At 65.9% G+C, this 21,288-nt stretch carries 18 protein-coding genes; 6 read left to right on the top strand and 12 right to left on the bottom strand.

Annotation, left to right across the window (positions count from 1 at the left end; all coding sequences use genetic code 11):
- Nucleotides 1-227: 227 nt before the first annotated feature.
- The 3 genes from IPV08_RS08510 to IPV08_RS08500 all read left to right on the top strand — a co-directional run bounded on the left by IPV08_RS08510 (nucleotide 228) and on the right by IPV08_RS08500 (nucleotide 4,638).
- Entirely contained in the window at nucleotides 228-3,113 is a 2,886-nt protein-coding gene (locus IPV08_RS08510) for an EAL domain-containing protein (protein ID WP_056431459.1), read from the top strand.
- A 114-nt stretch (nucleotides 3,114-3,227) separates the two neighbouring features.
- Complete coding sequence (locus IPV08_RS08505) at nucleotides 3,228-3,605, top strand: hypothetical protein (protein ID WP_207411522.1); 378 nt, start codon at nucleotides 3,228-3,230, stop codon at nucleotides 3,603-3,605.
- 76 nt (nucleotides 3,606-3,681) lie between these two features.
- Entirely contained in the window at nucleotides 3,682-4,638 is a 957-nt protein-coding gene (locus IPV08_RS08500) for a ferredoxin--NAD(+) reductase (protein WP_207411521.1), read from the top strand.
- A 126-nt stretch (nucleotides 4,639-4,764) separates the two neighbouring features.
- Here the strand turns inward: IPV08_RS08500 and IPV08_RS08495 are convergent, their stop codons facing one another.
- The 3 genes from IPV08_RS08495 to IPV08_RS08485 all read right to left on the bottom strand — a co-directional run bounded on the left by IPV08_RS08495 (nucleotide 4,765) and on the right by IPV08_RS08485 (nucleotide 7,164).
- Complete coding sequence (locus tag IPV08_RS08495; RefSeq protein WP_207411520.1) at nucleotides 4,765-5,478, bottom strand: RlmE family RNA methyltransferase; 714 nt, start codon at nucleotides 5,476-5,478, stop codon at nucleotides 4,765-4,767.
- The gene (locus IPV08_RS08490) at nucleotides 5,475-6,584 is read right to left on the bottom strand and encodes a Ppx/GppA phosphatase family protein (RefSeq protein WP_207411519.1); all 1,110 of its coding nucleotides are present in this window, start codon (nucleotides 6,582-6,584) and stop codon (nucleotides 5,475-5,477) included. The genes IPV08_RS08495 and IPV08_RS08490 overlap by 4 nt, the downstream gene beginning before the upstream one ends.
- Before the next feature lie 109 nt (nucleotides 6,585-6,693).
- Complete coding sequence (locus IPV08_RS08485; protein WP_207411518.1) at nucleotides 6,694-7,164, bottom strand: response regulator; 471 nt, start codon at nucleotides 7,162-7,164, stop codon at nucleotides 6,694-6,696.
- Nucleotides 7,165-7,556: 392 nt separating this feature from the next.
- Here IPV08_RS08485 and IPV08_RS08480 point away from each other — a divergent pair, with 392 nt between their 5' ends.
- Both IPV08_RS08480 and IPV08_RS08475 read left to right on the top strand, forming a co-directional pair.
- Complete coding sequence (locus tag IPV08_RS08480) at nucleotides 7,557-8,321, top strand: cold-shock protein (protein WP_056431479.1); 765 nt, start codon at nucleotides 7,557-7,559, stop codon at nucleotides 8,319-8,321.
- A 172-nt stretch (nucleotides 8,322-8,493) separates the two neighbouring features.
- Nucleotides 8,494-8,760, top strand: coding sequence for a hypothetical protein (locus IPV08_RS08475; protein WP_207411517.1), 267 nt, complete (start codon nucleotides 8,494-8,496; stop codon nucleotides 8,758-8,760).
- Here IPV08_RS08475 and lpxB read toward each other — a convergent pair.
- The 9 genes from lpxB to IPV08_RS08430 form a co-directional block, all read right to left on the bottom strand.
- Entirely contained in the window at nucleotides 8,738-9,928 is a 1,191-nt protein-coding gene (gene lpxB, locus IPV08_RS08470; protein WP_207411516.1) for a lipid-A-disaccharide synthase, read from the bottom strand. The genes IPV08_RS08475 and lpxB overlap by 23 nt on opposite strands.
- Before the next feature lie 8 nt (nucleotides 9,929-9,936).
- Nucleotides 9,937-10,821, bottom strand: coding sequence for a UDP-2,3-diacylglucosamine diphosphatase LpxI (gene lpxI / locus IPV08_RS08465; RefSeq protein ID WP_210348303.1), 885 nt, complete (start codon nucleotides 10,819-10,821; stop codon nucleotides 9,937-9,939).
- On the bottom strand, nucleotides 10,818-11,621 hold the full coding sequence (lpxA, locus tag IPV08_RS08460) for an acyl-ACP--UDP-N-acetylglucosamine O-acyltransferase (protein ID WP_056431615.1): 804 nt from the start codon (nucleotides 11,619-11,621) through the stop codon (nucleotides 10,818-10,820). The genes lpxI and lpxA overlap by 4 nt, the downstream gene beginning before the upstream one ends.
- Before the next feature lie 5 nt (nucleotides 11,622-11,626).
- Entirely contained in the window at nucleotides 11,627-12,091 is a 465-nt protein-coding gene (gene fabZ / locus IPV08_RS08455) for a 3-hydroxyacyl-ACP dehydratase FabZ (protein WP_056431484.1), read from the bottom strand.
- Between the two features lie 185 nt (nucleotides 12,092-12,276).
- The gene (gene lpxD / locus IPV08_RS08450) at nucleotides 12,277-13,341 is read right to left on the bottom strand and encodes a UDP-3-O-(3-hydroxymyristoyl)glucosamine N-acyltransferase (RefSeq protein WP_207411515.1); all 1,065 of its coding nucleotides are present in this window, start codon (nucleotides 13,339-13,341) and stop codon (nucleotides 12,277-12,279) included.
- A 47-nt stretch (nucleotides 13,342-13,388) separates the two neighbouring features.
- A complete protein-coding gene (gene bamA / locus IPV08_RS08445) occupies nucleotides 13,389-15,971 on the bottom strand; it encodes an outer membrane protein assembly factor BamA (protein WP_207411514.1) in 2,583 nt (860 codons plus the stop codon).
- Nucleotides 15,972-16,324: 353 nt separating this feature from the next.
- Nucleotides 16,325-17,485, bottom strand: a complete 1,161-nt coding sequence (rseP, locus tag IPV08_RS08440) for an RIP metalloprotease RseP (RefSeq protein WP_207411513.1) — start codon at nucleotides 17,483-17,485, stop codon at nucleotides 16,325-16,327.
- Nucleotides 17,486-17,649: 164 nt separating this feature from the next.
- On the bottom strand, nucleotides 17,650-19,227 hold the full coding sequence (locus IPV08_RS08435) for a DHA2 family efflux MFS transporter permease subunit (RefSeq protein WP_207411512.1): 1,578 nt from the start codon (nucleotides 19,225-19,227) through the stop codon (nucleotides 17,650-17,652).
- A 9-nt stretch (nucleotides 19,228-19,236) separates the two neighbouring features.
- Nucleotides 19,237-20,439: an HlyD family secretion protein gene (locus tag IPV08_RS08430; protein WP_207411511.1), complete on the bottom strand. Its 1,203-nt coding sequence runs from the start codon at nucleotides 20,437-20,439 to the stop codon at nucleotides 19,237-19,239.
- A 122-nt stretch (nucleotides 20,440-20,561) separates the two neighbouring features.
- On the opposite strand from IPV08_RS08430, the gene IPV08_RS08425 reads away from it, so the two are divergent.
- On the top strand, nucleotides 20,562-21,218 hold the full coding sequence (locus IPV08_RS08425) for a TetR/AcrR family transcriptional regulator C-terminal domain-containing protein (protein ID WP_207411510.1): 657 nt from the start codon (nucleotides 20,562-20,564) through the stop codon (nucleotides 21,216-21,218).
- Nucleotides 21,219-21,288 lie beyond the last annotated feature (70 nt).

Raw genomic sequence — 21,288 nt, 5'->3', positions numbered from 1 at the left:
CGCGCAGCATTTAGGCGGTGAAGCTCCACCATCGTGAAGCGTTACCGGCTTGTTTTGGCCGCAAAGGAGCGCGATCCCATCCTCCTCGGCGCTACGCCAAGAAGCAGTGGGTGCCGCAATGCGAGGCAGACCGCTCGCCTTGTCCGTGGACCCCCCCGCCGGTACGACTGGGCTACAAGCTGAGCCGTATTCCTCATCAGTGCCCGCCCGGCCGGAACACTCGCCCGTTGCGCAGATCCCTCTACGTCCTCAACGTTTTCGTCTCCCTGCTGATCGGCATCCTGGCAACGGGAGCGCCGGCTTCGGCCGTGGAAGCCGTGCGGGTGACCCTCGACGCCCCGGCCATCGACCTGACGCCGATGATCGAGCGCTACCGCTCCGATGGCGACCTGATCCAGATCTCCACCGCTCCCGGCAAGGACGGCATCGTCCGCCGCATCGTGGTGAAGGCTCGCGATAGCGGCGCACGACCGGACTGGATGGTGTTCGCGCTCACCAATGACACCGACGAGCAGATCGACCGGGTTCTCGTGGCCCCGCATTTCCGCCTCGTCGGGTCGGGGGTGATCTGGCCGGATCTGGGAGGCTCGCGCATCGCGGCGATCACGGCGAGCCAGGGCATCCGGCCCGAACGCGACGAGAACCCGGAAGCCGACCAGTTCGTCATTACCCTCGATCCCGGCGCGACCGTGACCTTCGTGGCCGAGCTGCATGGGCCGAACGTGCCGCAGGTCTATCTCTGGGACCAGGAAGCCTACCGCAAGAAATCCACCGGCCTGACGCTCTACAAGGGCATCATCATCGGTATTGCCGGCCTTCTCGCCCTGTTCCTCACGATCATCTTCGTGGTGAAGGGTGCGATCATCTTTCCGGCGGCCGCGGCTTTGGCCTGGGCCGTTCTCGCCTATGCCTGTATCGACTTTGGCTTTCTGCAGCGGGTCTTTCCCGTCACCGAGGTGGCCGAGCGGGTCTATCGCGCATCCGCCGAGGCCGTGCTCGGCGCGACGCTCCTCGTTTTCCTGTTCGCCTATCTCAACCTCAGCCGCTGGCATGTACGCTACGGCCACGTGGCGTTCTTCTGGCTCGCCTTTCTCGCCGGCCTCGTCGGCCTTGCGGTCTTCGATCCGCCGGTCGCGGCCGGCGTTGCCCGCATCTCCATCGCCGCCGTCGCCGGCGTCGGCCTGCTGCTGATCGTCTATCTGGCCATTCATAACGGCTACGACCGCGCGATCCTTCTCGTACCGACCTGGTTCCTCCTTCTCGTCTGGGTCGTGGCTGCGGGCTTCGCCATCACCGGACAGATCGGCAGCGACCTCGTCCAACCGGCCCTGATCGGCGGTCTCGTCCTGATCGTCATGCTCATTGGCTTCACGGTGATGCAGCACGCCTTCACCGGGGGCGGGATGACCCATTCCCTGGTCTCCGACACAGAGCGCCGCGCTTTGGCCCTGACGGGCGCCGGCGATGTGGTGTTCGATTGGGATGTCCCGGGAGACCGGGTCTTCGCCGGCCAGGAGATCGAGAGCCAGCTCGGCCTGAAGCGCGGCACCCTGGAAGGCCCGGCCTCGAACTGGCTCGGCCTTGTCCATCCCTTCGACGTGGACCGCTATTCGACGGCGCTGGACACGGTGATCGAAGAGCGGCGCGGTCGCATCGTTCACGATTTCCGCCTCCGCTCCACGGAAGGCCTCTATGTCTGGTACCGGCTGAAGGCCCGGCCGGTGATCGGGCCGGACGGCGAAGTCATTCGCATCGTCGGCACCATCTCGGACGTTACCGAAGTGAAGACGGCCGAGGAGCGCCTGCTCTACGACGCGATCCATGACAGCCTCACCGGCCTGCCCAACCGCGAATTGTTCAATGACCGCCTCGACGCCGCCCTCGCCTTCGCGAGTCAGGATGCGCGCCTAAAGCCGACGACGATCCTCCTCGACGTCGACCGGTTCAAGGCGATCAACGATGCTATCGGCCTCTCGGCTGGCGATTCGATCCTGCTCACCCTGTCGCGCCGTCTCGGCCGGCTGCTGCGCCCTCAGGATACCTTGGCCCGCATCGCCGGGGACGAGTTCGGACTGATCCTGCTGTCGGAGCGGGAGCCCGACCGCATCATCGCCTTCACGGACATGATCCGCCGGGCGATCGCCACGCCCATCACCTATGCCGACCGCGAGATCTTCCTCACGGTCTCGGTAGGGATCGTCCTGCATGAGGTCGGCACCGCCCTCAAACGCGAAGACGTGTTCAAGAACGCCGAGATCGCCATGATCCAGGCCAAGCGCAACGGCGGCGACCGCACCGAAGTGTTCCGTGCCTCCATGCGCAACGAGCGCAGCGACCGGCTGATGCTCGAAGCCGACCTGCAGCGGGCGATCGAGCGCAACGAAATGAAGGTGCTGTTCCAGCCCGTCGTCCGCCTCGAGGACCGCACGGTGGCGGGTTTCGAGACGGTCCTGCGCTGGGATCACGCCAAGCTCGGCCGCATCCCGTCTTCCACCTTCATGCCGATCGCGGAGGAGAGCGGCTTCGTCGTCACGCTGGGCATCTTCGCGTTGGAGCGCACCGCCCTCGAACTCGCGGCCTGGCAGCGATCGCTCGATGTCGATCCCCCGATCTTCGCCTGCGTGAACGTATCCTCGCGGCAGATCCTCCGACACGACCTGCTTCATGACGTGAAGACGATCATGGCCCGGTCGGGCGTCCTTCCCGGTTCGCTCAAGCTCGAATTCGGCGAGGGTCTGGTGATGGAGAACCCGGAATATGCGGCTCAGATGCTGAGCCGCATTCACGAACTCGGCGCCGGCCTGTCGCTGGACGATTTCGGCACCGGTTACTCGGCCCTGTCCTATCTCCAGCGATTCCCGTTCGACACGATCAAGATCGACCCGACATTCGTGCGCCAGATGGCGGGCGGGCAATCGGTCATGCTGCGCTCCATCGTGAAGATGGCACAGGAACTCGGCCTCGCCATCATCGCTGATGGGGCGGAGAACGAATCCGACGCGCAGACCCTGGCCGAGTTCGGTTGCGAATACGCCCAGGGGACGGCATTCGGCGATCCGATGTCGATGCTTCAGGCCCGCCAATTGGTCGGCGCGGCGCCTGAAGCGGCCTGATCGCCAAACCGTCACGGTTGAATTAAACGTCCCTTAACCATGATCGCGCATCGTCATGATCGAGATGGATCGAACGGCGCGGCATGACCTGCCGTTCGTCAGGAGGCGGGCGTGATGGCCGAAGCGGCATTGCGATTAGGCAACGAATTCGGTCACGGCGAGGATTTCGGCTCGGATATCGTCAGGCGCCTGATGGCCCGGCCGATCCGCACCGGCCCCACCCCGAAGCGCGCGGACGCCTCCCCGGTGGCTTTGCCGGCCGAGCCGGTAGTGGAGGCGGTCGAAGAGATCGCTCTCGACACCGATCTGGCGCGGCTGCGTTCAGAGATCCTGGTGATGAAGGCGGTGCTGCGGGCCGAGCGGGAAGAGAACGCCGGCATCCGCGCCAGCGTCGAACGCCTTGCCGGACCGGAGCCGCTGTCGCCGGAAGCCCGTGCCGTGCGCGACCGCTGGGCCGCCCTCGTGGACAAGCTTCTCGACGGACCTCGTTGAGGTTTCCGCCATCGGCCGGCGCACGTCACCCGACGCCGGCCTCCTTTCGACTTCTCTCATCCTCCGAGGCTCGACCATGAGCGCGCGCTGCTCGCTTGTCGTCAACGGCAAGGCCGTACGGGTCTCGACCGGCGATACGCCGCTCGAAGCCGCCCTTGCCGACGGCGTCATCGCCCCCACGACCGGTCTGCACGGTTCCCATCTTCTCGGGCAGGGTTCCAACCCTTCGCCGCGCCGGGCGCAGGCCCGTCTGCACCGGGCCGAACCCGTCAAGCTCTCTTCACTCCGCCCCTCCAAGGCGGGCGAAAGCCTCGTCTTCGCCGAAGTGAAGCCGGCCGCGCAGGCGCGTCGGGTCGGTACGGTCACGCAGATCGCGCCGCTCGGCGCCCATGTGATCGAGGTCGTCGTCACGATCACGCGCCGACTCGATCTCGAGCCCGGTCACCAAGTGACCGCCACGTTCGAAGGGTTCGAACCGATCGACGTGAGCCCGACCCTGCGCCTCGACGGTACGACGGAGCTCAACGAGCTCGTCTTCCACCTCCGCCTCGGACATGCGTGCAACGCGGTCACTCACGCCCTCGGCGAGGAAATCCTTCTCGGACATCCGGTCAAGATCAAGGGGCCGGTCGGGCGTGGCTATTATCGCCCCGGCGGCGGCCGACTGTTGCTGGTGGGCCGGGAGACGGGCTTCGCCCCGATCTGGTCGATTGCCAGGGCGGCGCGCTACATCGAGCCCAACCGCGAGATCGTGGTGGTGATCGGCGCCAGCGATCCCCTCGACCTCTACATGCGCCCGTCGCTCGACTGGCTCAGGGCCACGGGAGTCTCACGGATCACCCTCGTCTCCGACAGGACGCGGCAGCGCCCCCCGGATGTTCGTCCGGGCCCCCTCACCGCACATCTCACCGGCCTGAAGACCACCGACGTCGTGCATGTGGCAGGCGACGCCTCCACCGTGGGCGCGGTCGAGGTTCTGGCGGCGGGTGCCGGCGCGCGATGCTATCCGATCCTGATCCCGCCGGGACTCTGATCGCGACGGCTTACACTGAGCGGGGCTGAGCCCAACAGCCGATTGATATCAGCGCGTCAGGCGGACGGTCGCCGCCATGCGGTCGCACCGGCATACGGCCATGAGCAACCTCCTTGCCATCCGCTGTCAGACGTCGCCCTCGGCAGTTTCGGCGACGGCTCCGCGAAACCCGGTAGCCAGCACGTAGAGTTCGCTCGAATCGGCGCGGCTCGCCGAGGGCTTCACGTGGCGCACCAAGGTGAAGTCGCGTTTCAGGTCGGCGAGGAGCGTGCCCTCCGTCCCGCCCTGGAAGACCTTGGCGAGATAGGTGCCGCCCGGCGCCAACACCTCGCGGGCGAATTCGGCGGCGGTCTCGGCGAGGCCGATGATGCGCAAATGGTCCGTCTGCTTGTGGCCGGTCGTGTTGGCCGCCATGTCGGACATGACGATATCGGCCTGCCCGCCGAGAAGATCGATCAGCCGCTTCGGGGCGTCGGGATCGAGGAAGTCAAGGGTGATGAACTCGACGCCGACCATCGGCTCGATCTCGAGCAGATCGATGCCGACGATCCGCCCGCTCGGCCCGACGATCTTGGCGGCGACCTGGGACCAGCCGCCGGGCGCGGCCCCCAGATCGATGATCTTCTGGTTCGGCTTGAGGATCTTGAAGCGTTCGTCGATCTCGAGAAGCTTGAAGGCCGCGCGGGAACGGTATCCCTCGCGCTTGGCCCGCGCCACGTAGGGATCGTTGAGTTGCCGTTCGAGCCACCGCTTCTGAGAGGCAGTGCGGCCGCGCCCCGTCTTCACCCGCTGCTTGAGATCGCCTCGCAACCCGCCGCCCGCGCCACGCCTGTCGGTCAACGGTAGCCTCCGCGGCGCCAGACGCCGTCTTCGCGCATCATGTTCATCAAGAGACCTTCGCGCAGCCCCCGGTCGGCGATGCGAAGCCGTTCGGAGGGGAATGCCCGGCGGATCGCTTCCAGAATGGCGCAACCCGCAAGGACGAGATCGGCGCGATCGCGGCCGATACAGGGATTGTCTGCCCGCTGGTCCAGGCGGGTGTCGAGCAAATCGTCGATGGCATCGCTCACGTCGCCATCGCTCATCCACAGCCCATCGACGCGGCGGCGCTCGTAGCGCGCGAGGCGCAGATGCATGGCGGCAAGGGTCGTCACCGTTCCCGAGGTGCCGAGAAGATGGAAATGCCGGGCATTCGCGGCGGGTGCGGCGCGGATGGCGAAGCGCGACAGCATGTCGGCCACCTCCTCCACCATGCCCTCGAACATCAGGCGTGTGACGTCGGCGGCACCGTGCCGCTCGGCCAGCGTCACGACGCCGACGGGAAGCGAATCCCAAGCACGGATCCGCAAGGTGGGGTCCGCCGACGGGTTCGTGGCCGCGCCATCGAGCCAGGCGATCTCCGTGGACCCGCCGCCGATATCGAAGATGACGACCGATTCGGAGTAAGGATCGGCCAGGGCCGCACAACCGGTGACCGCAAGATAGGCCTCGGTCTGCCGGTCGACGATTTCGAGGTCGAGGCCCACCTCGTCCCGTACGCGCGCCACGAAATCGGCCCCGTTCACGGCGAGCCGGCACGCCTCGGTGGCGATGATCTTGGCACGGGCGACGCCACGCGATTCCATCTTGGCGCGGCAGACCCGCAAAGCCTCCAGCGTTCGCTCCACGGCGGCATCGCTGAGACGATCGGACGTCCCGAGCCCCTCACCGAGGCGGACGATCCGGGAAAACGCGTCGATCACGCGAAAGCCGTGGGAGGCAGGCTCGGCGATCAGCAGGCGGCAATTGTTGGTCCCCAGGTCGAGGGCGGCATAGGTGTTACGCCGTCCGGGGCGAAATCCCGCCGCCGGTGAACGACCCGTATCCGGCAAGGCGGGGGCGGCATTCGGTGAAGTCGTGCCGGCCATGGGGCGGGCCGGCGTCATGGCGGCACTCTCTTCCCTCATCGGCCTTGCCGGAATCCTCGATCGTGGCCCCACCGGATAGGCCGGCCATCATTCGATAGGAAGCCTACAGGCCTTGGGCGTCAGTGCAAAGCCTCGATCTATGATCGGCTTAGAGACCTTTGCCGGCAGCCGATATTCTGGGGACAGGCCGCAGCAGGCTCTTCACCTGGGAGAACGGTCTCGGCCGATTGATGACTTCGTCCAGACGCGACCACAAGGTCTTCGGTGAGAAAGGCTTGGCGATGATCTCGTTGACCCCGAGGGAGATGGCGCGGTCCACGACGTTGCGGCGGGGCTGAGCCAGCATCAGGATGATCGGCACGGTGGGCGACGGCGAGGTGGTGGGGGTGCGCGCGAGCCGGATGAACTCCTCGCCCGACAGAATCGCCAGATCCCAATCGATGATCGTGATGTCCGGCTTGCTCTCCGCCAATACGCCGAGCGCCTCCGCACCATCGGGGGCTTCGAGGACGCGTTTGATCCCCACGCGCATCAGCATGTCGCGAACGATTCGGCGGATATAGAGGCTCTCGTCGACGACGAGGGCCGAAAGATCCGGAAATGATGGGGTAGCGATCATCGGACAGAGGTTCCGGGCCACCTGTTTTCGCAGGTGCCTCGGCGCATCTTAACGGCCATCGATTTGCATTTTCCTAACGCGACCGAGAAAAATTCGAGACGCGAAGTCGTTCAGCCGCATGACATTTGGGGATTCTGTACGCACTGCCCTGCCGGCGCGCCGGGGCACCTCTCCCCGACTTGCTTGCGTAATCTGCCGCAGGAAATCAGAGGAACCTTACCGAGAGGGGCGACAAGCATCTTGCGATGAAGCCCAGATTCAGTCAGGACTATGGCGTTATTCTTGGTCACCGCTGCCGAGAGTGATGATAGTGTGGTGAAGCGCCCGTCTGGGACGGCGCGCACCCGGTATTCGATGACAGATGGTCGGCGGACGGTTTTTGCGAGCTTTCGATGGGACGTGGTCGTGATTTCAGGGGGCCGCAGAAGCGCGGCTTCGATGAGGGTGGTGCCGAGCCTCGCTGGCCGGATCAGGCACCCCCGAGCGGTGGCTTTGGCGGTGGGTACGGCGGTGGCGGCGGCGGTTTCGATCGCGGTCCGGCCCGTGCGGCAGCCGCTCCCTCTGGGCCGGAGCGCGACGCGACGGTCAAGTGGTTCAACAAGGAGAAAGGCTTCGGCTTCGTCGAACTGGCTGACGGTTCGGGCGATGCGTTCCTTCACATCCGCGCTGTCGAGGCCGCCGGCCATGCCGACCTCCTCCCCGGCACGCGCCTGACCGTCCACACCGCGCAGGGCCAGAAGGGTCCGCAGGTGACGGACGTGACCAGCGTCGACACGTCGACGGCCGAAGCCGAGCCCCCGCGTCGTGCACCTGCACCCCGCGCCGGTGGTTTCGGCGGCGGTGACCGCTTCAGCGGCGGTGGCGGCGGCTACGGCGGCGGCAACGATCGCTTCGGCGGCGGTGGCGGAGCCGGCGGCGGTGGTGGTCGTTTCGCCAGCGGACCCTCGGTGGAAATGAGCGGCACCGTGAAGTGGTACGATCCGGCCAAGGGCTTCGGCTTCGTCTCCGTGAATGACGGTGGCAAGGACGTGTTCGTGCACCGTTCGGCTCTGTCGCGCGCTGGGCTCGAGTCCCTCGCCGAAGGCCAGCAGGTCACCCTCAGCGTGATCGACGGTCAGAAGGGCCGCGAGGCCCAGAGCATCAACGCCGATTACTGATCGACGTCGATGCCTCTCGAGAAGGTCGCGTTCGCGGGGCCTTCGAGATCATCGAAGAGACATGACGGCGGCCTTCGGGTCGCCGTTTTTCGTCGTCAGCATCGTCGGAACGACCCGATGACAGGATCCGGCCCGTCGATCCGGTGAGACATTTCAGGTGCTGAGAGCAGCGATGCGTGCCGTCTTCTTGACGATGAGCTTGTGCCTGCAACTGGCTTTCAGCGGCTTGGCGAAGGCCGAGGATTTCACTGGCTTCTATGCCGGCGTGAATGCAGGCTACGCTTTCGGACGCGAACGAAACGCTACAAGCCCCGACCTGCCCTCCCTGTCATCGTCGCCCAAGGCGGACGAGAGGGCCCTACCGCCCAGCGCCGTCCAAGCCTCCGAGGCGATGAGAAGCGGGCGACCCAAAGCGGCTATGCCGACGACGATCCGCTGACGGGCGGGCACGCCATCGACAACACGATCCTGGCTGCCTTGCGACTCGGTTCGTCATCGCCCGCCAGCCGCATCGCCCCGTCGATGCGCTGAAGCGACCGCACCTGCGCGTCACGCGCCTCTCCGCCCTTGAGAAGCGGGAGCATGGCCTCGCCCAAGCGGCCGGGGGTGCATTCGGCCTGGATGAATTCGGGCATGGCATTCTCGCCGAGGATCAGATTCGGCAACACGATGGTCGGCACCTGGATGAGCCGCCGTGCCACCGCCTCCTCCAGCCGCGAAACTTTATAGGCCACCACCATCGGCACGCCGGCGAGAGCGAGTTCGAGGGTGACCGTGCCCGAAGCCGCCAGAGCGGCACGAGATCGCCGGAAGGCCGCGTATTTCGCCGCCTCCCCATGCACGATGGTCACCGGCCGCGACCAGGACAGGGCCAGGCGCTCGATCATCGCACGATGGCGCGTGACCGCCGGGAGCACGGCATCGATCGGCCCGTAGCGCTGGACGAGCAGATCCAGGGTGGCACCGAAGACCGGCATCAGCCGCTCGATTTCGGAACGGCGCGAGCCGGGCAGGATCACGAGGGTCGGGGGCGTCCCCTCCCGAGCCGCCGCCTCATCGGCTTTCGGGCGCAATTCAGCGAGTCGCTCGATGAGCGGATGCCCGACATAGGTGCAGTCCGGGCCGCCGAGCCTGCGATGCGCGTCCGGCTCGAAGGGCAGGAGCGCAAGGACGTGGTCGATGAAAGGCCGCATCTTCGCCGCGCGCCAGGGTCTCCAAGCCCAGACGCTGGGAGAGACGTAATCGACGATGGGAAGGCTCGGCAGGCGCTTTCGCACCCGTGAGGCCACGGCGTGGGTGAAACCGGGACTGTCGATGATGACGAGAATGTCGGGACGCGATTCGACGATGTCGCGCACGGTCTGCCGAATGCGGCGCAGGAGGGTGCGCAGGCGCGCAGCCACGGGCAGGTAGCCCATCACCGCTACGTCATCGAGGGGAAACAGGGAGACGAAGCCCTGCGCCGCCATGGCCTCGCCACCGACCCCACCGAACGCCACAGGCCCATCGGAGAGGTCCGACAGCGCCCGCATCAGCTTGGCGCCGAGCTGATCGCCGGAATCCTCGCCGGCGACGAGCCAAATTCGTTTGGACGGCGTGGTCGTCATGCCGCGATTCATGCCTCGATCCGCAAACCGATGAGGAACAGTCCCGCGCGGTCGGCCTCGGCCACCGTGGCGTTCCTGTCGATGATGAGGGTGTAACCGGCCTGAATGGCGATACCGGCGCAGCCCGCCGCGGCGGCGGCCTTGACCGTGCGCGGACCGATGGCCGGCAGGTCGACCCGCAGATCCTGGCCCGTCTTGGCGAGTTTGACCAGCACGGTGCCCGGCTGGGCTGAGCCTAATCCGAAGGGCTTGCGGCCGAGGGCGCGCGCACGGGCGAGCATCCGGTCCGTTCCCTCGGGTCCCTCCACCGCGAGCGCCCGTTGCGCCGCCACGACGATGGCCTGGCCGACATCATGGGCGGCCAGCGCCGCGAGAATATTGCAGCCGGTCGCGATGGATGCCTGAGCCGCGAGGTCAGGAGCGAGCCGGCCGAGTTGCCCCTCCGGGCTCAGGAGGTCCGGCGCCACGTCATGGATGCCGACGACGCGGTGGCCGTTATCCTCAAGGAGGACGAGTGCGCCCCGTAGCAACCGGTCGTCCCCTCCCCCCGAGATGGCTCTGAGCGCCTCGCGGTTCCGCAACGCCGCCGCGGCATTGAGGATCGCCGCCGGATTGGGGCGTGAGACTCCGCCCACCGGTATGACGCAGGCCGGCCCCCAGGCCTTCAGGATGGCCAGCGCACCGGCAATGTCGAGGAGATCGACCGTGGCGTCGGCTCGCGCGCGCATCGGACGTTCGGCAAAGCCGCGAATGGCCAGCACCCGAAACGAGCGCCCCGCCCGATCGAGAGAGTCGGCCACCAGTTCGGGGAGCCGGCCGGCCCCCGCCACCAGAACCAGACTCTCTTCCAGATGCGGATCGAGGAGGGACACCGGCTGGAGAGAGGCGGTCAAGCCGAGCCCGAATTCTCACGCGGGGTGCAGATCGAGCGCTTACCGCCCTCGCGGATGAAGGCGATGATCTCCGCCACCGCACGATGCGACTCGAACTCCGCCGCCACGTCCTCGACGCGCTCCATCAAGGTGCCCTCCTGGGCGAAGAGCAGGCGATAGGCCCGGCGCAAGGCATGGATGTCCTCACGCGCGAAACCACGGCGCTGCAGCCCGATGATGTTGAGGCCAGACAGATACGCGCGATTGCCGAGCGCCATGCCGTAGGGGATGCAATCGTTCTCCAATCCGGAGAGACCGCCGACGAAAGCATGGGCACCGACCCGCGCGAACTGAATCACCGCGGCGCCGCCACCGAGGATCGCGTGGTCACCAACGGTGCAATGGCCCGCGAGCATGACGTTATTGGAGAAGACGACACCATCGCCCACACGGCAATCGTGGCCCACATGGGAATTGGCGAGGAAGGTACACTTGTCGCCCACGGTCGTCTCGAGCCCGCCTCCGGCGGTCCCGGGATTCATGGTGACGCCTTCACGGATCAGGCAATCGGCGCCGATGGTCAGCGTCGACACCTCGCCGCGAAATTTCAGATCCTGCGGCGGGTGTCCGATGGAGGCGAAGGGATAGAGCTTGGTGCGGGCACCGATGCCGGTTCGCCCGGCCACGACGACATGGCTGATGAGTTCGCAGCCTTCACCCAGGACCACATCCGGTCCGACATGACAGAAGGGGCCGATGCGGACACCTTCGCCGATCGTGGCTCCATCCTCGACAACGGAACTCGGATGGATTTCAGCCACGTCGCTCACTCCGTCACCAGCATGGCACCGATCTCTGCTTCCGCCACGAGGGTGTCGCCCACGCGGGCCTCGCCCCGGAACCACCACATGGTCCGGCGCTGGTTCATCTTCGTCATATGATACCGCACCGTGTCGCCCGGTACGACCGGCTTGCGGAACTTGCACTTGTCGATGGTCATGAAGAAGACCTGCTTGGCCCGCATGTCATCTGTCTTGATGTGCTGGCAGCAGATGGCGCCGGCGGTCTGGGCCATGCCCTCGATCAGCAGAACCCCCGGAAAGACCGGCAGACCGGGAAAATGCCCGGTAAATTGCGGCTCGTTGAACGACACGTTCTTGATGCCGATGCAGGAACGGTCCCCGTCGATCTCGATGATCCGGTCGATCATCAGGAACGGATAGCGATGGGGCAGAAGTTCCAGGATCTTCTGGATGTCGGCCGAGCCCAGATCTTTCGGCATGTCACTCATCGATCGAACAATCCCATGGCGCGCCGGCGCCCCTGACGCCTCGCCTCATCCCCTGAAAAATGGAATGTTGTCTTCGGCATAAACGCCATCCGATGCAAGTCTTGCGGTTGCGAAGTCTTGCGGAGGGATGACGTCGGCGATCCGAGACCGGTCGGTAATCCCATGCGACCGGTCTTGGATCTCTCTCAATCCTTCTGCGGCTCGCTCGTGTCGCGCCCGGACTTCTCCGCGAGCCGGGCCAGGGCCGTGAGCTCACGGAACCAAGTACGCACGGGCTTTGCCGGCGTACCACCCCAGCGGCTTCCGGGCGGGACGTCGCGATTGACGTTCGAGGAACCGGCGATCTGCGAGCCCATGCCGATCCGGAGGTGCCCGACCACGCCGACCTGACCGCCGAGGACCACGTAATCCTCCAGCGTGGTCGAGCCGGAAATGCCGACTCCGGAGACGATGACGCAGTGGCGGCCGATGACCACGTTATGGGCGATCTGGACGAGGTTATCGATCTTGGTCCCCTCCCCGATCGTGGTGTCGCGGCCGGCACCGCGATCGATCGTGGTGTTGGCACCGATCTCGACATCGTCCTGCACGATGACGCGGCCGGTCTGGGGAACCTTGAGGTGCCCGCCCGGCCCCATTGCGAAGCCGAACCCGTCCTGGCCGAGGCGCGCGCCCGGGTGAAGGATCACGCGGTTGCCGACCAGCGCATAGGCCAGGGTCGCCCCCGCACCAATGGAACAGTCGCGGCCGATGCGGACATTCGGACCGATGACGGCGTTCGGTCCAATGACGGTCCCTGAACCGATTTCGGCACCGGGACCGATCACGGCGCCGGGATCGACGATGACGCCGTCTTCGAGATGCGCCTTGGGATGGACATGGGCGCCCGGTGACACGCCCTCGGTGGCGAATTGCGAAAGCGGCCGCATGGCCTCCGGATGGAAGCGCGCCAACAGGCCGGCATAGACCCGGTAGGGATCACGCGTGACGAGCGCCACCGTGGATGCGGGAACCTTGGCCGCGAAGCGCGGCGAGACGAGGCACGCCAGTGCCTTCGTCTGGGCCAGGACATCGCCGTAACGGGCATTGTCCATATAGGCGAGGTCGCTCGGGCCGGCAGTCTCGAGAGGAGACGCGCCGCTGACCATCAGCTGAGAATCCGCTCCCTCGGGGAGCGAAATGCCTGCAGCCCCGGCGATGTCACCGAGGCTGAGGGCCGTGCTGGATGCGAAGAAGATGGGATCAGACATGATGCGACAACGCACGGGCTTCGAGAATGAAGCCCGTGCGTCTTGGCTCAGAAGCGCGAACCGCCGGAGAAGCGGAAGGCCTGGAGCTGATCCTTGCCCACGCGGCCGAGGAAGCTGCCATCGGCATTGTAGATCTTCTGGCCCTCGTCCTTGGTCAGGGCGTAGGCGTAATCGAAGCGGATCGGGCCGAGCGGCGAGTTCCACAGGATGGACGCACCGATCGAGGAGCGGATCGTCATCTTGTCGCGGACGTTCAGGCATTCCGGCTCGACGGTGATCGCTCCGGCACCCAGCGCCGTGTAGGCGCAGGCCCCGCCGGGGGCGATTCCGTTGATGATCGAGTCGCCGTTCACGTTGAACTGCGTGCGGCTGTTGTAGCCGAACAGCGTACCGGCGTCGGCGAAGACGGCGCCCTTCAGACCGAGATCACGCGGAATACCGTAGATCGGGAACTGAACTTCGAGCGTACCGCCGAAGTAGGTCGTACCGCCGACGGCGTTCGAACGGGAGTCGGCGCTGCCGACGTCGCGCGGACCGATACCGTTGGGCGCGAAGCCGCGAACGAGCGACGGGCCGAGGAAGTACTGATCGGTGATGCGCAGCTTCTCGTCGGTGAGCGGCGAGATGTGGCCGCCCTGGAAGCGGGCGAAGCCGACCACGTCCTCGTAGAATTCCTTGTAGTAGCGAACGTCGCCAGCCACGCGGAAGAACTTCGAGTCACCGCCAAGACCGGCGATTTCGGGTTTCAGCTCGGCATAGAGGCCGTTCCGCGGCTGGGCGAGGTTGTCCAGCGTCGAATAGGCCAAGGTCAAGCCAGCGAGCGAGGTGAGCGTATTGCCGGTCGATCCCTTGAGAGCGATCGAGGCCTCGCCGTCTAGAGCACAGGCCGGGTAGCTCGGCAGGCCGCTCGTGTTGAGGCCGGACACGGGATCGATCGTGCCAACGGGGTTCAGCGCGGTATAGCCAGGGATCGGGTTCGAACAGTCGTTATACGGCCGCTTGGTGCTGTTCGGGATCGTCAACTCGGTGTTGTAGAGCGAGTAGCGCAGCGTGACGCCGAACTCTTCCGTGATCGGCAGGCCGACGCGGATCTGACCGCCGTAAACGGTGGTCTCGTAGCGCGAGTAGCGGGTCAGATCGCTGTACTTATAGAAGGCGTCGAAACCGGCGGCGAGACGGTAGCCGAGGAAGTATGGCTCGGTGAACGAGAAATCGACGCCGCGCGAGTACTGGCCGCCGGTGCCGGCGACACGGACGTACTGACCACGACCGAGGAAGTTCGACTCGGAGACCGAGACTTCGCCGATGATGCCGTCCTGGGTGGAGTAGCCGCCTGCCACCGAGAACGAACCCGTGGGCTGATCCTCGACATCGATGTTAATGATCACGCGGTCGGCGGAAGAGCCCGGCTCGTTGGAGAAGCGGACCTTCTTGAAGAAGCCAAGGCCGTTGAGGCGACGCTCGGCACGATCGGTCAGGACGCGGTTATAGGCGTCGCCCTCGGTGATATCGAGCTCGCGGCGGATCACATAGTCGCGGGTACGGGTGTTGCCGCGGATGTTGATGCGCTCGACATAGACGCGGGGGCCGTCTTCGACGACGAAGCCGAGCGCCACGGTGTGGGTGGCGCGGTCGCGCTGGCCGGTTGGGCGAACCTGGGCGAAGGGGAAGCCCTGGCGGGCGACCTGGTTGGTCACGCCGGAGAGAGTCTTCTCCACATCCTCGGCATTGTAGACGTCGCCCACGGCGGCGCGGACTTCGCCGTCGAGGATCTGGGTGTCGACACCCGGCAGGCGCGAATCGATGGCCACCGCGCCGACGGTATATTGCTGACCCTCGTCGACCGTCACGGTGATGACCCAGCCGGCATCGCCTTCGCCTTCGACGTAGCGCGCATCGGCATTCACCACGCGGAAGTCGGCATAGCCGTTCTTCAGGTAGTAGCGGCGCACGAGGTCGAGATCGTTGGTGATCCGGTCGGGATCATAGACGTCGGACGTCTTGATGAACGAGAGGAAGTTCATCTCCGACGAGCTCATCAGCTCGCGCAGCTTGCTCTCGGAATAGGCGCTGTTCCCGACGAAGTTGATCGCCTTGATGCCGGTCTTGTCGCCTTCCTCGATCACGTAGATCAGGTCGATACGGCCATTCGGCAGATCGACGGTGCGGAAGCTGACCTTGGCGGTGCCGCGGCCGGCGCGGCGGTAGATTTCGCGGATGCGCTGAAGATCGGCCTGGACGATGCCCTCGCTGAAACCGCCGCGGGCCTTGGCCTCGACCTCGGCTTCGAGCGTCCCCTTCTCGACCTTCTTGTTCCCCTCGAACACAACCCGGTTGATCAGGTTGTTCTCGCGAACCGTCACCACCGTCCCGGCGCCGCTGCGCGAGACCTTAACGTCGGAGAACATGCCGCTCGCCAGCAGGTTGCGGCGGGCCTCTTCGGGAGATCCGGAAGCCGTACCGGTCACGTAGGACCGGATCGTGTCGGCATCGACGCGCTTGTTGCCCTGGACGACGATCTGCTGCGCCTGAGCCGTGCCGCCCAGAACCAGCCCTGCGGCCGCGGCAGCGACTAGGACGATGGTCCGTTCGGCCGACTTACGCCGGCGCTTCCCCGTCATCGACATCATGTAATCGCCCGTCTCTATTTATTAACAGTCCGGGTTTGCACCCGCAGACAGGCGGTCGTTATCCGACCGTCCCGTCACCTGGTCCCAAGCTCAGCTTCTACCGAGTTTCCCGAGCGAAGCAAACGCTCGGACCTGGGCTGTAGGGGGGATTTTGGGGAGACGTGGCCTTCCGGTCACTTAACGGTTCCCGTTCATCGCTCGATAAGGTGAATCAATCGTCAATTTGCAGCAAAAAGCCCGCTCCGGTGACCGGGCGGGCTTTTCGAATATCGAGTGCAATCAATATGTTGTGGAGAAATCCACAACCTTGCGAGAGGCCTGCTCCGAGCGGCCGCCGAGACGGCGTCGTCCGGTCAGGAGCCCCGGCCGGACCAGGACGCACCGAGGTTCAGGATATCGTTCCAGGCGGCGAACAGCATGAGGAACAGGACCAGTGCGAGCCCGATCCGGAACCCGATCTCCTGGGTCTTCTCGCTCAGCGGGCGGCCGCGAACGGCCTCGAACGCGTAGAACAACAGGTGCCCGCCATCGAGGAGGGGAACCGGAAAAAGGTTAAGCAGGCCGATCGAGACGGACAGAAGCGCCACGAGGCCGATGAGCCCCCCGACGCCACCGACCTTGGCGACCTCGCCCGAGACGCGCGCGATCCCGATCGGACCGGAGAGCTGATCGGCGGATTCGCGGCCCGTCACCAGCTTGCCGAGGTAGTTCATCGTGCGGTCGACGACGAAATAGGTCTCCGACACGCCGAGCCCGAGGGATTGGAACAGGCCGTAATGCCGAACCTGGGCATCGGCACCGTTCGGCCCCTTGATGCCGAGGCGGCCGAGGCGGTGCTTACCGAACGGGGTCCGCTCCTCCACCGCGTCGGGGACGGCGGTCAGGGTCTTGGTCTCACCGCCGCGATCCACGGTGACGGCGAGGCTGGCGCCGGCGCTTCCGGAAACGGTGCGTTGCATGTCGAGAAAGTTGGTGACACTCGCCCCGTCGATGGACGTGACCACGTCGCCGGGCTGGAATCCGGCACGCTCCGCGGCGCTGCCCGGCATCACGCCATCGATGCGCGGCGGAAGCTCGTAGCGGCCGACGAAGTAAATCGCCCCGGCGAAAAGCGCGATGGCGAGGAGGAAGTTGGCGATGGGGCCGGCAGCCACGATCGCGGCCCGCTTGCCGAGGCTCTGCGTGGGAAAGCTCGTCGCACGCTCCTGGGGCGTCATCCGCTCCAGGGCGGCGGGATCGGCCACGCTGGCGCCATTGGCGTCGCCATGGAACTTGACGTAGCCGCCTAGCGGGATCGCCGACACCTTCCAGCGTGTGCCGTGACGGTCGTTGAAGCCGAAGAGCTCGGGACCGAAGCCGATGGAGAAGGCGTGAACGCCGACGCCGCACCAGCGACCGACGAGGAAATGGCCCATCTCGTGGACGAAGACCACGATGCTGAGCACGATGACGAAGGGGATCACCGACCCGAAGAAGCCGGAGGCGGTTCCCCCCATCGAAGCTAGAAAGTCCATTCGTCGATCCTCAAGGCCTCGCGAGGGGCCAATACACGTCCATAGCAGATCGGATCGCGGACGAGCGAACGCAAACCGGGCGGGGCCGGTGAGATCGTCGCATGCGGCTCTCCCGTCCCCGCTTTCCTCGGTGGAGGGTTAAGGGCCGGGCGATGACGACCGCATCAATGCCCGCCTCCCGCTGGCGCGGCGGCACGCGGCCGGCGGATCAACGGGGTCGCGCAGGCCATGGCGAGGAACAGGAAGGTCAGAACCAGGAAGACGTCGGTGAAGCCCATCACCAGCCCCTGCATCCGCACCGTGTTCATCATCGCCTTCAGGGCCATGGCGTTGCCGTCGAGGCCCAGCGCATCGAACTGCCGGCGGGTCATGTCGAGCCGTTCCAGCACGGCATTGTTCGTCCAGGTGAAGCGCTCGTGCAGCCGGGCGAGATGCAGGTCCCAGCGGTCGTTGAGCACGGTGTTGATGAGGGCGAGGCCCACCGCCCCTCCAAGGTTGCGGGTGAGGTTGTAGAGCCCGGACGCGTTCTTCATCCGCGCCGGCGGAAGCGTGCCGAGCGCGATGTTGTTGATTGGGATCATGCACAGCATCAGCGAGCAGCCGCGCAGGACCTGGGGCAGCAGCAATTCCCAGAAGTCCCAGTCCTTGGTCAGCCCGGTGACGATCCAGGTGCCGGCGGCGAAGCCGGTGAAGCCGATCCCCATCAGGATGCGCGGATCGACCTTGCCCGAGAACCGGCCGGCGATGGGCGCGGCGGCGAACATGCACAAACCGGAGACGAACATCGTCTCGCCGATCTGCAGAGCCGAGTAGCCGCGCACCCGCCCGAGATAGACCGGGTAGAGGTAGGTCAGGCCATAGAGCCCGATGCCGAGAACGAAGCTGAAGATGCAGCCCGCCGCGAAGTTGCGGTCGGAGAAGGCGCGCAGGTCGACGATGGGCTCGGCCGCCGTGAGCGCGCGCCAGAAGAAGGCGATACCGCCGGCGACGCAGATGATGGCGCAGGCGAAGACCGCCTCGTCCTGAAGCCAATCGTGATTCGGTCCCTCTTCGAGCACGTATTCGAGGCAGCCGAGGAAGGCGGCCATGAAGGCCAGGCCGAACCAGTCGAAGCGCTTGAACAGGTCGAGGTTGGGCTCGTCGAAATCGACCAGCAGATAGGTCGAGACGGTGACGACGATGCCCGGCACCACGTTAATGAGAAACAGCCAGTGCCAGTCGAACGCATCGGTGAGGTAGCCGCCCACCGTCGGGCCTATGGTGGGGGCGAGCGTCGCCACGAGGCCGATCATCGGTGACACGATGGGACGCTTGGAGGGCGGGAAGATCGTGAAGGCCGAGGCGAAGACGGTGGGGATCATGCCGCCGCCGATGAAGCCTTGCAGCGCGCGCCACAGGATCATCTCGTTGATCGAGGTCGAGGTCGCGCACATCAGGCTCATCAGGGTGAAGCCGCCGGCCGAGACCACGAACATCCACCGGGTCGAGATCACTCGCGACAGGAAGCCCGACAGGGGAATCGCGATGACCTCGGCGATGAGGTAGCTGGTCTGGACCCAGGGAATCTCATCGCCCGAGGCCGAGAGCCCCGCCTGGATCTCAGCCAGCGACGCCGAGACGATCTGGATATCCAGGATGGCCATGAACATCCCGAACACCATGCAGACGAAGGCCACCATGCGGCGGCGATCGAGGGGCGGCTCGGCGGCGGGTGCGGGCGCGATGGTGGCGGTATCGGCCATGATCGGCCCCTAATGCCGCCACGCCGTGCGGACGGGTTCGTCCTCGCCACGGGTATCGACGCGCACGGTGACGGAGAGGCCGGGACGCAGGAGCCCTTCCCGCGCCACGTCCGCCGGCACATGGATGCGCACCGGCAGGCGTTGCACGATCTTGGTGAAGTTGCCGGTGGCGTTGTCGGGCGGCAGCAGGCTGAAGACGGAGCCCGAGGCCGGGGATAGCGATTCGACCTCGCCGACGATGTCACGGCCCGGATAGGCATCCACTGCGATGTGGACCTGCTGGCCGGCATGCATCCGCTCGACCTGCGTCTCCTTGAAGTTCGCGTCGATCCGCACGCTCTCCAGGGGGACCAGGGCGGCGATGCGCGAGCCCGGCGCAACATAGGCGCCCGCCTCCACCGCCTTGTTGCCGACGACACCGTCGAAGGGCGCATGAATCACCGTGAAGGCGAGGTCGCGGGCGGCCCTGTCCTCGGCGGTCTTCAACTCAGCCGCGAGCCCTTCCGCCTCCCGGCCCTGAGCTCGCAGGACCTCGACATTGGCCTTCATCATGGCGAGGTTCGCCTCGGCTCCTTTCACCGTGGCCTCGGTGCGGTTGCGATCGGCCAGGGCCTGCTCGATCCGCGATTTGGCGACGAAATCGACCTTCTCCAGCTGCTGCTGCCGGGCGTAATCGGCGGCGGCGCGGATGGAATCGGCCTTGGCCGCGTCGATCTGCGCCGCGCTCTGGAGGAGCTGCGCCTGTGCGGCCTCCACCTGCCGGCCGATGCGGGCGATGGTAGCCTGCTGAGTCAGGAGCTTGTCATGCGCGGCTTGGGCGGCGAGGCGATAATCGCCGTCGTCGAGGCGGGCGATCACGTCGCCCTTCCGCACCGCCTGCCCGTTCTTTACCGGAACCGCGGCGAGGTAGCCGGGGACCTTGGCCGCCAGGATCGAGATGTCGGCCTGGACGTAGGCATCGTCGGTGGAGACGAAGAAGCGCCCGACTGTCCACCATTCGTAGCCCTTGTAGCCGCCGCCCGCGAGCGCGAGCGTGAGCACGGTCAGCATCATGGCCTTGCGGAGCAACCGCCGCTTCGGCGGCGTTGCCACCGTGGCGGCGACCGGCACCGGGGAATGCGCGACGACCGAAGTCGCCAGTGGTGCTGCGCCGTTCGGTAGGTCGCCGCTGCCAGAGGCGGCAGGATGACTGCCTTCGTCACGGAGAGACATGGTCTGATCCCGGGATCAACGAATTGACCGAACCGTTCGGTCATTATCGGCATCGGGTTGACCGACGCCGCGAGTTCCCCTTAGGTATTATGACTGAACGGTTCGGTCAATTGGGGTGAGCGGTGAGTGCAGTCCAGGCAGAGCGCCCGACGGTCGAAAAGGCGAGCACCCGCTCCGCGCCGGAGACGGATAAACGTCGGCAGATCCTCGACGGCGCACGCTCGGTCTTCATGGCCTCTGGTTTCGACGGTGCCAGCATGGGCGAGATCGCGAAGGCGGCCAGCGTCTCGAAAGGCACGCTCTACGTCTATTTCGACAGCAAGGAGGCTCTGTTCGAGGCCCTGACGCTGGAGGAAAAGCGCTGCCTCGCCGAGGCTCTGTTCCAGTTCGATGCCGACGATCCGGATGTACGCGGCGCGCTCACCCGCCTGGGGCAGAGCTACCTCGTCCACATGATACGCCCGGACCACGTGGCGATCATCCGCATGGTGATCGGCGCGACAGAGAAGTTTCCACGCTTCGGCCAGGCCTTCTACGAAGCGGGACCGGCGCAGGGCGTCGCGAGGCTCACCGCCTATCTCGACCGTCATGTCGCGGCGGGCCGCCTGCGCCGCGCCGATACGGAACTCGCGGCCAAGCACTTCCTGCATCTGTGCCAGGCGGGCTTACTCACGCGGCTGCTCTTCGCGGCGGGCGGTCCGGTGACCGAAGCCGAAATCGGGACCCGCGTGACCGAAGCCATCCGTGTGTTCTTCGCGGCCTATGGACCCGAGGATTGACGACCCGCCGCATGACGAGAGGTCACGCTTGATTCAGGCGATCCGGGCAAGGTCGGCCCGCGACGCGACC

Origin of the sequence: Methylobacterium sp. SD274, from assembly GCF_017355285.1 — a bacterium.
GTDB lineage: Bacteria > Pseudomonadota > Alphaproteobacteria > Rhizobiales > Beijerinckiaceae > Methylobacterium.
The sequence above is the reverse complement of the archived record's forward strand: the minus strand, read 5'-3'. Positions and strand labels throughout refer to the sequence as shown.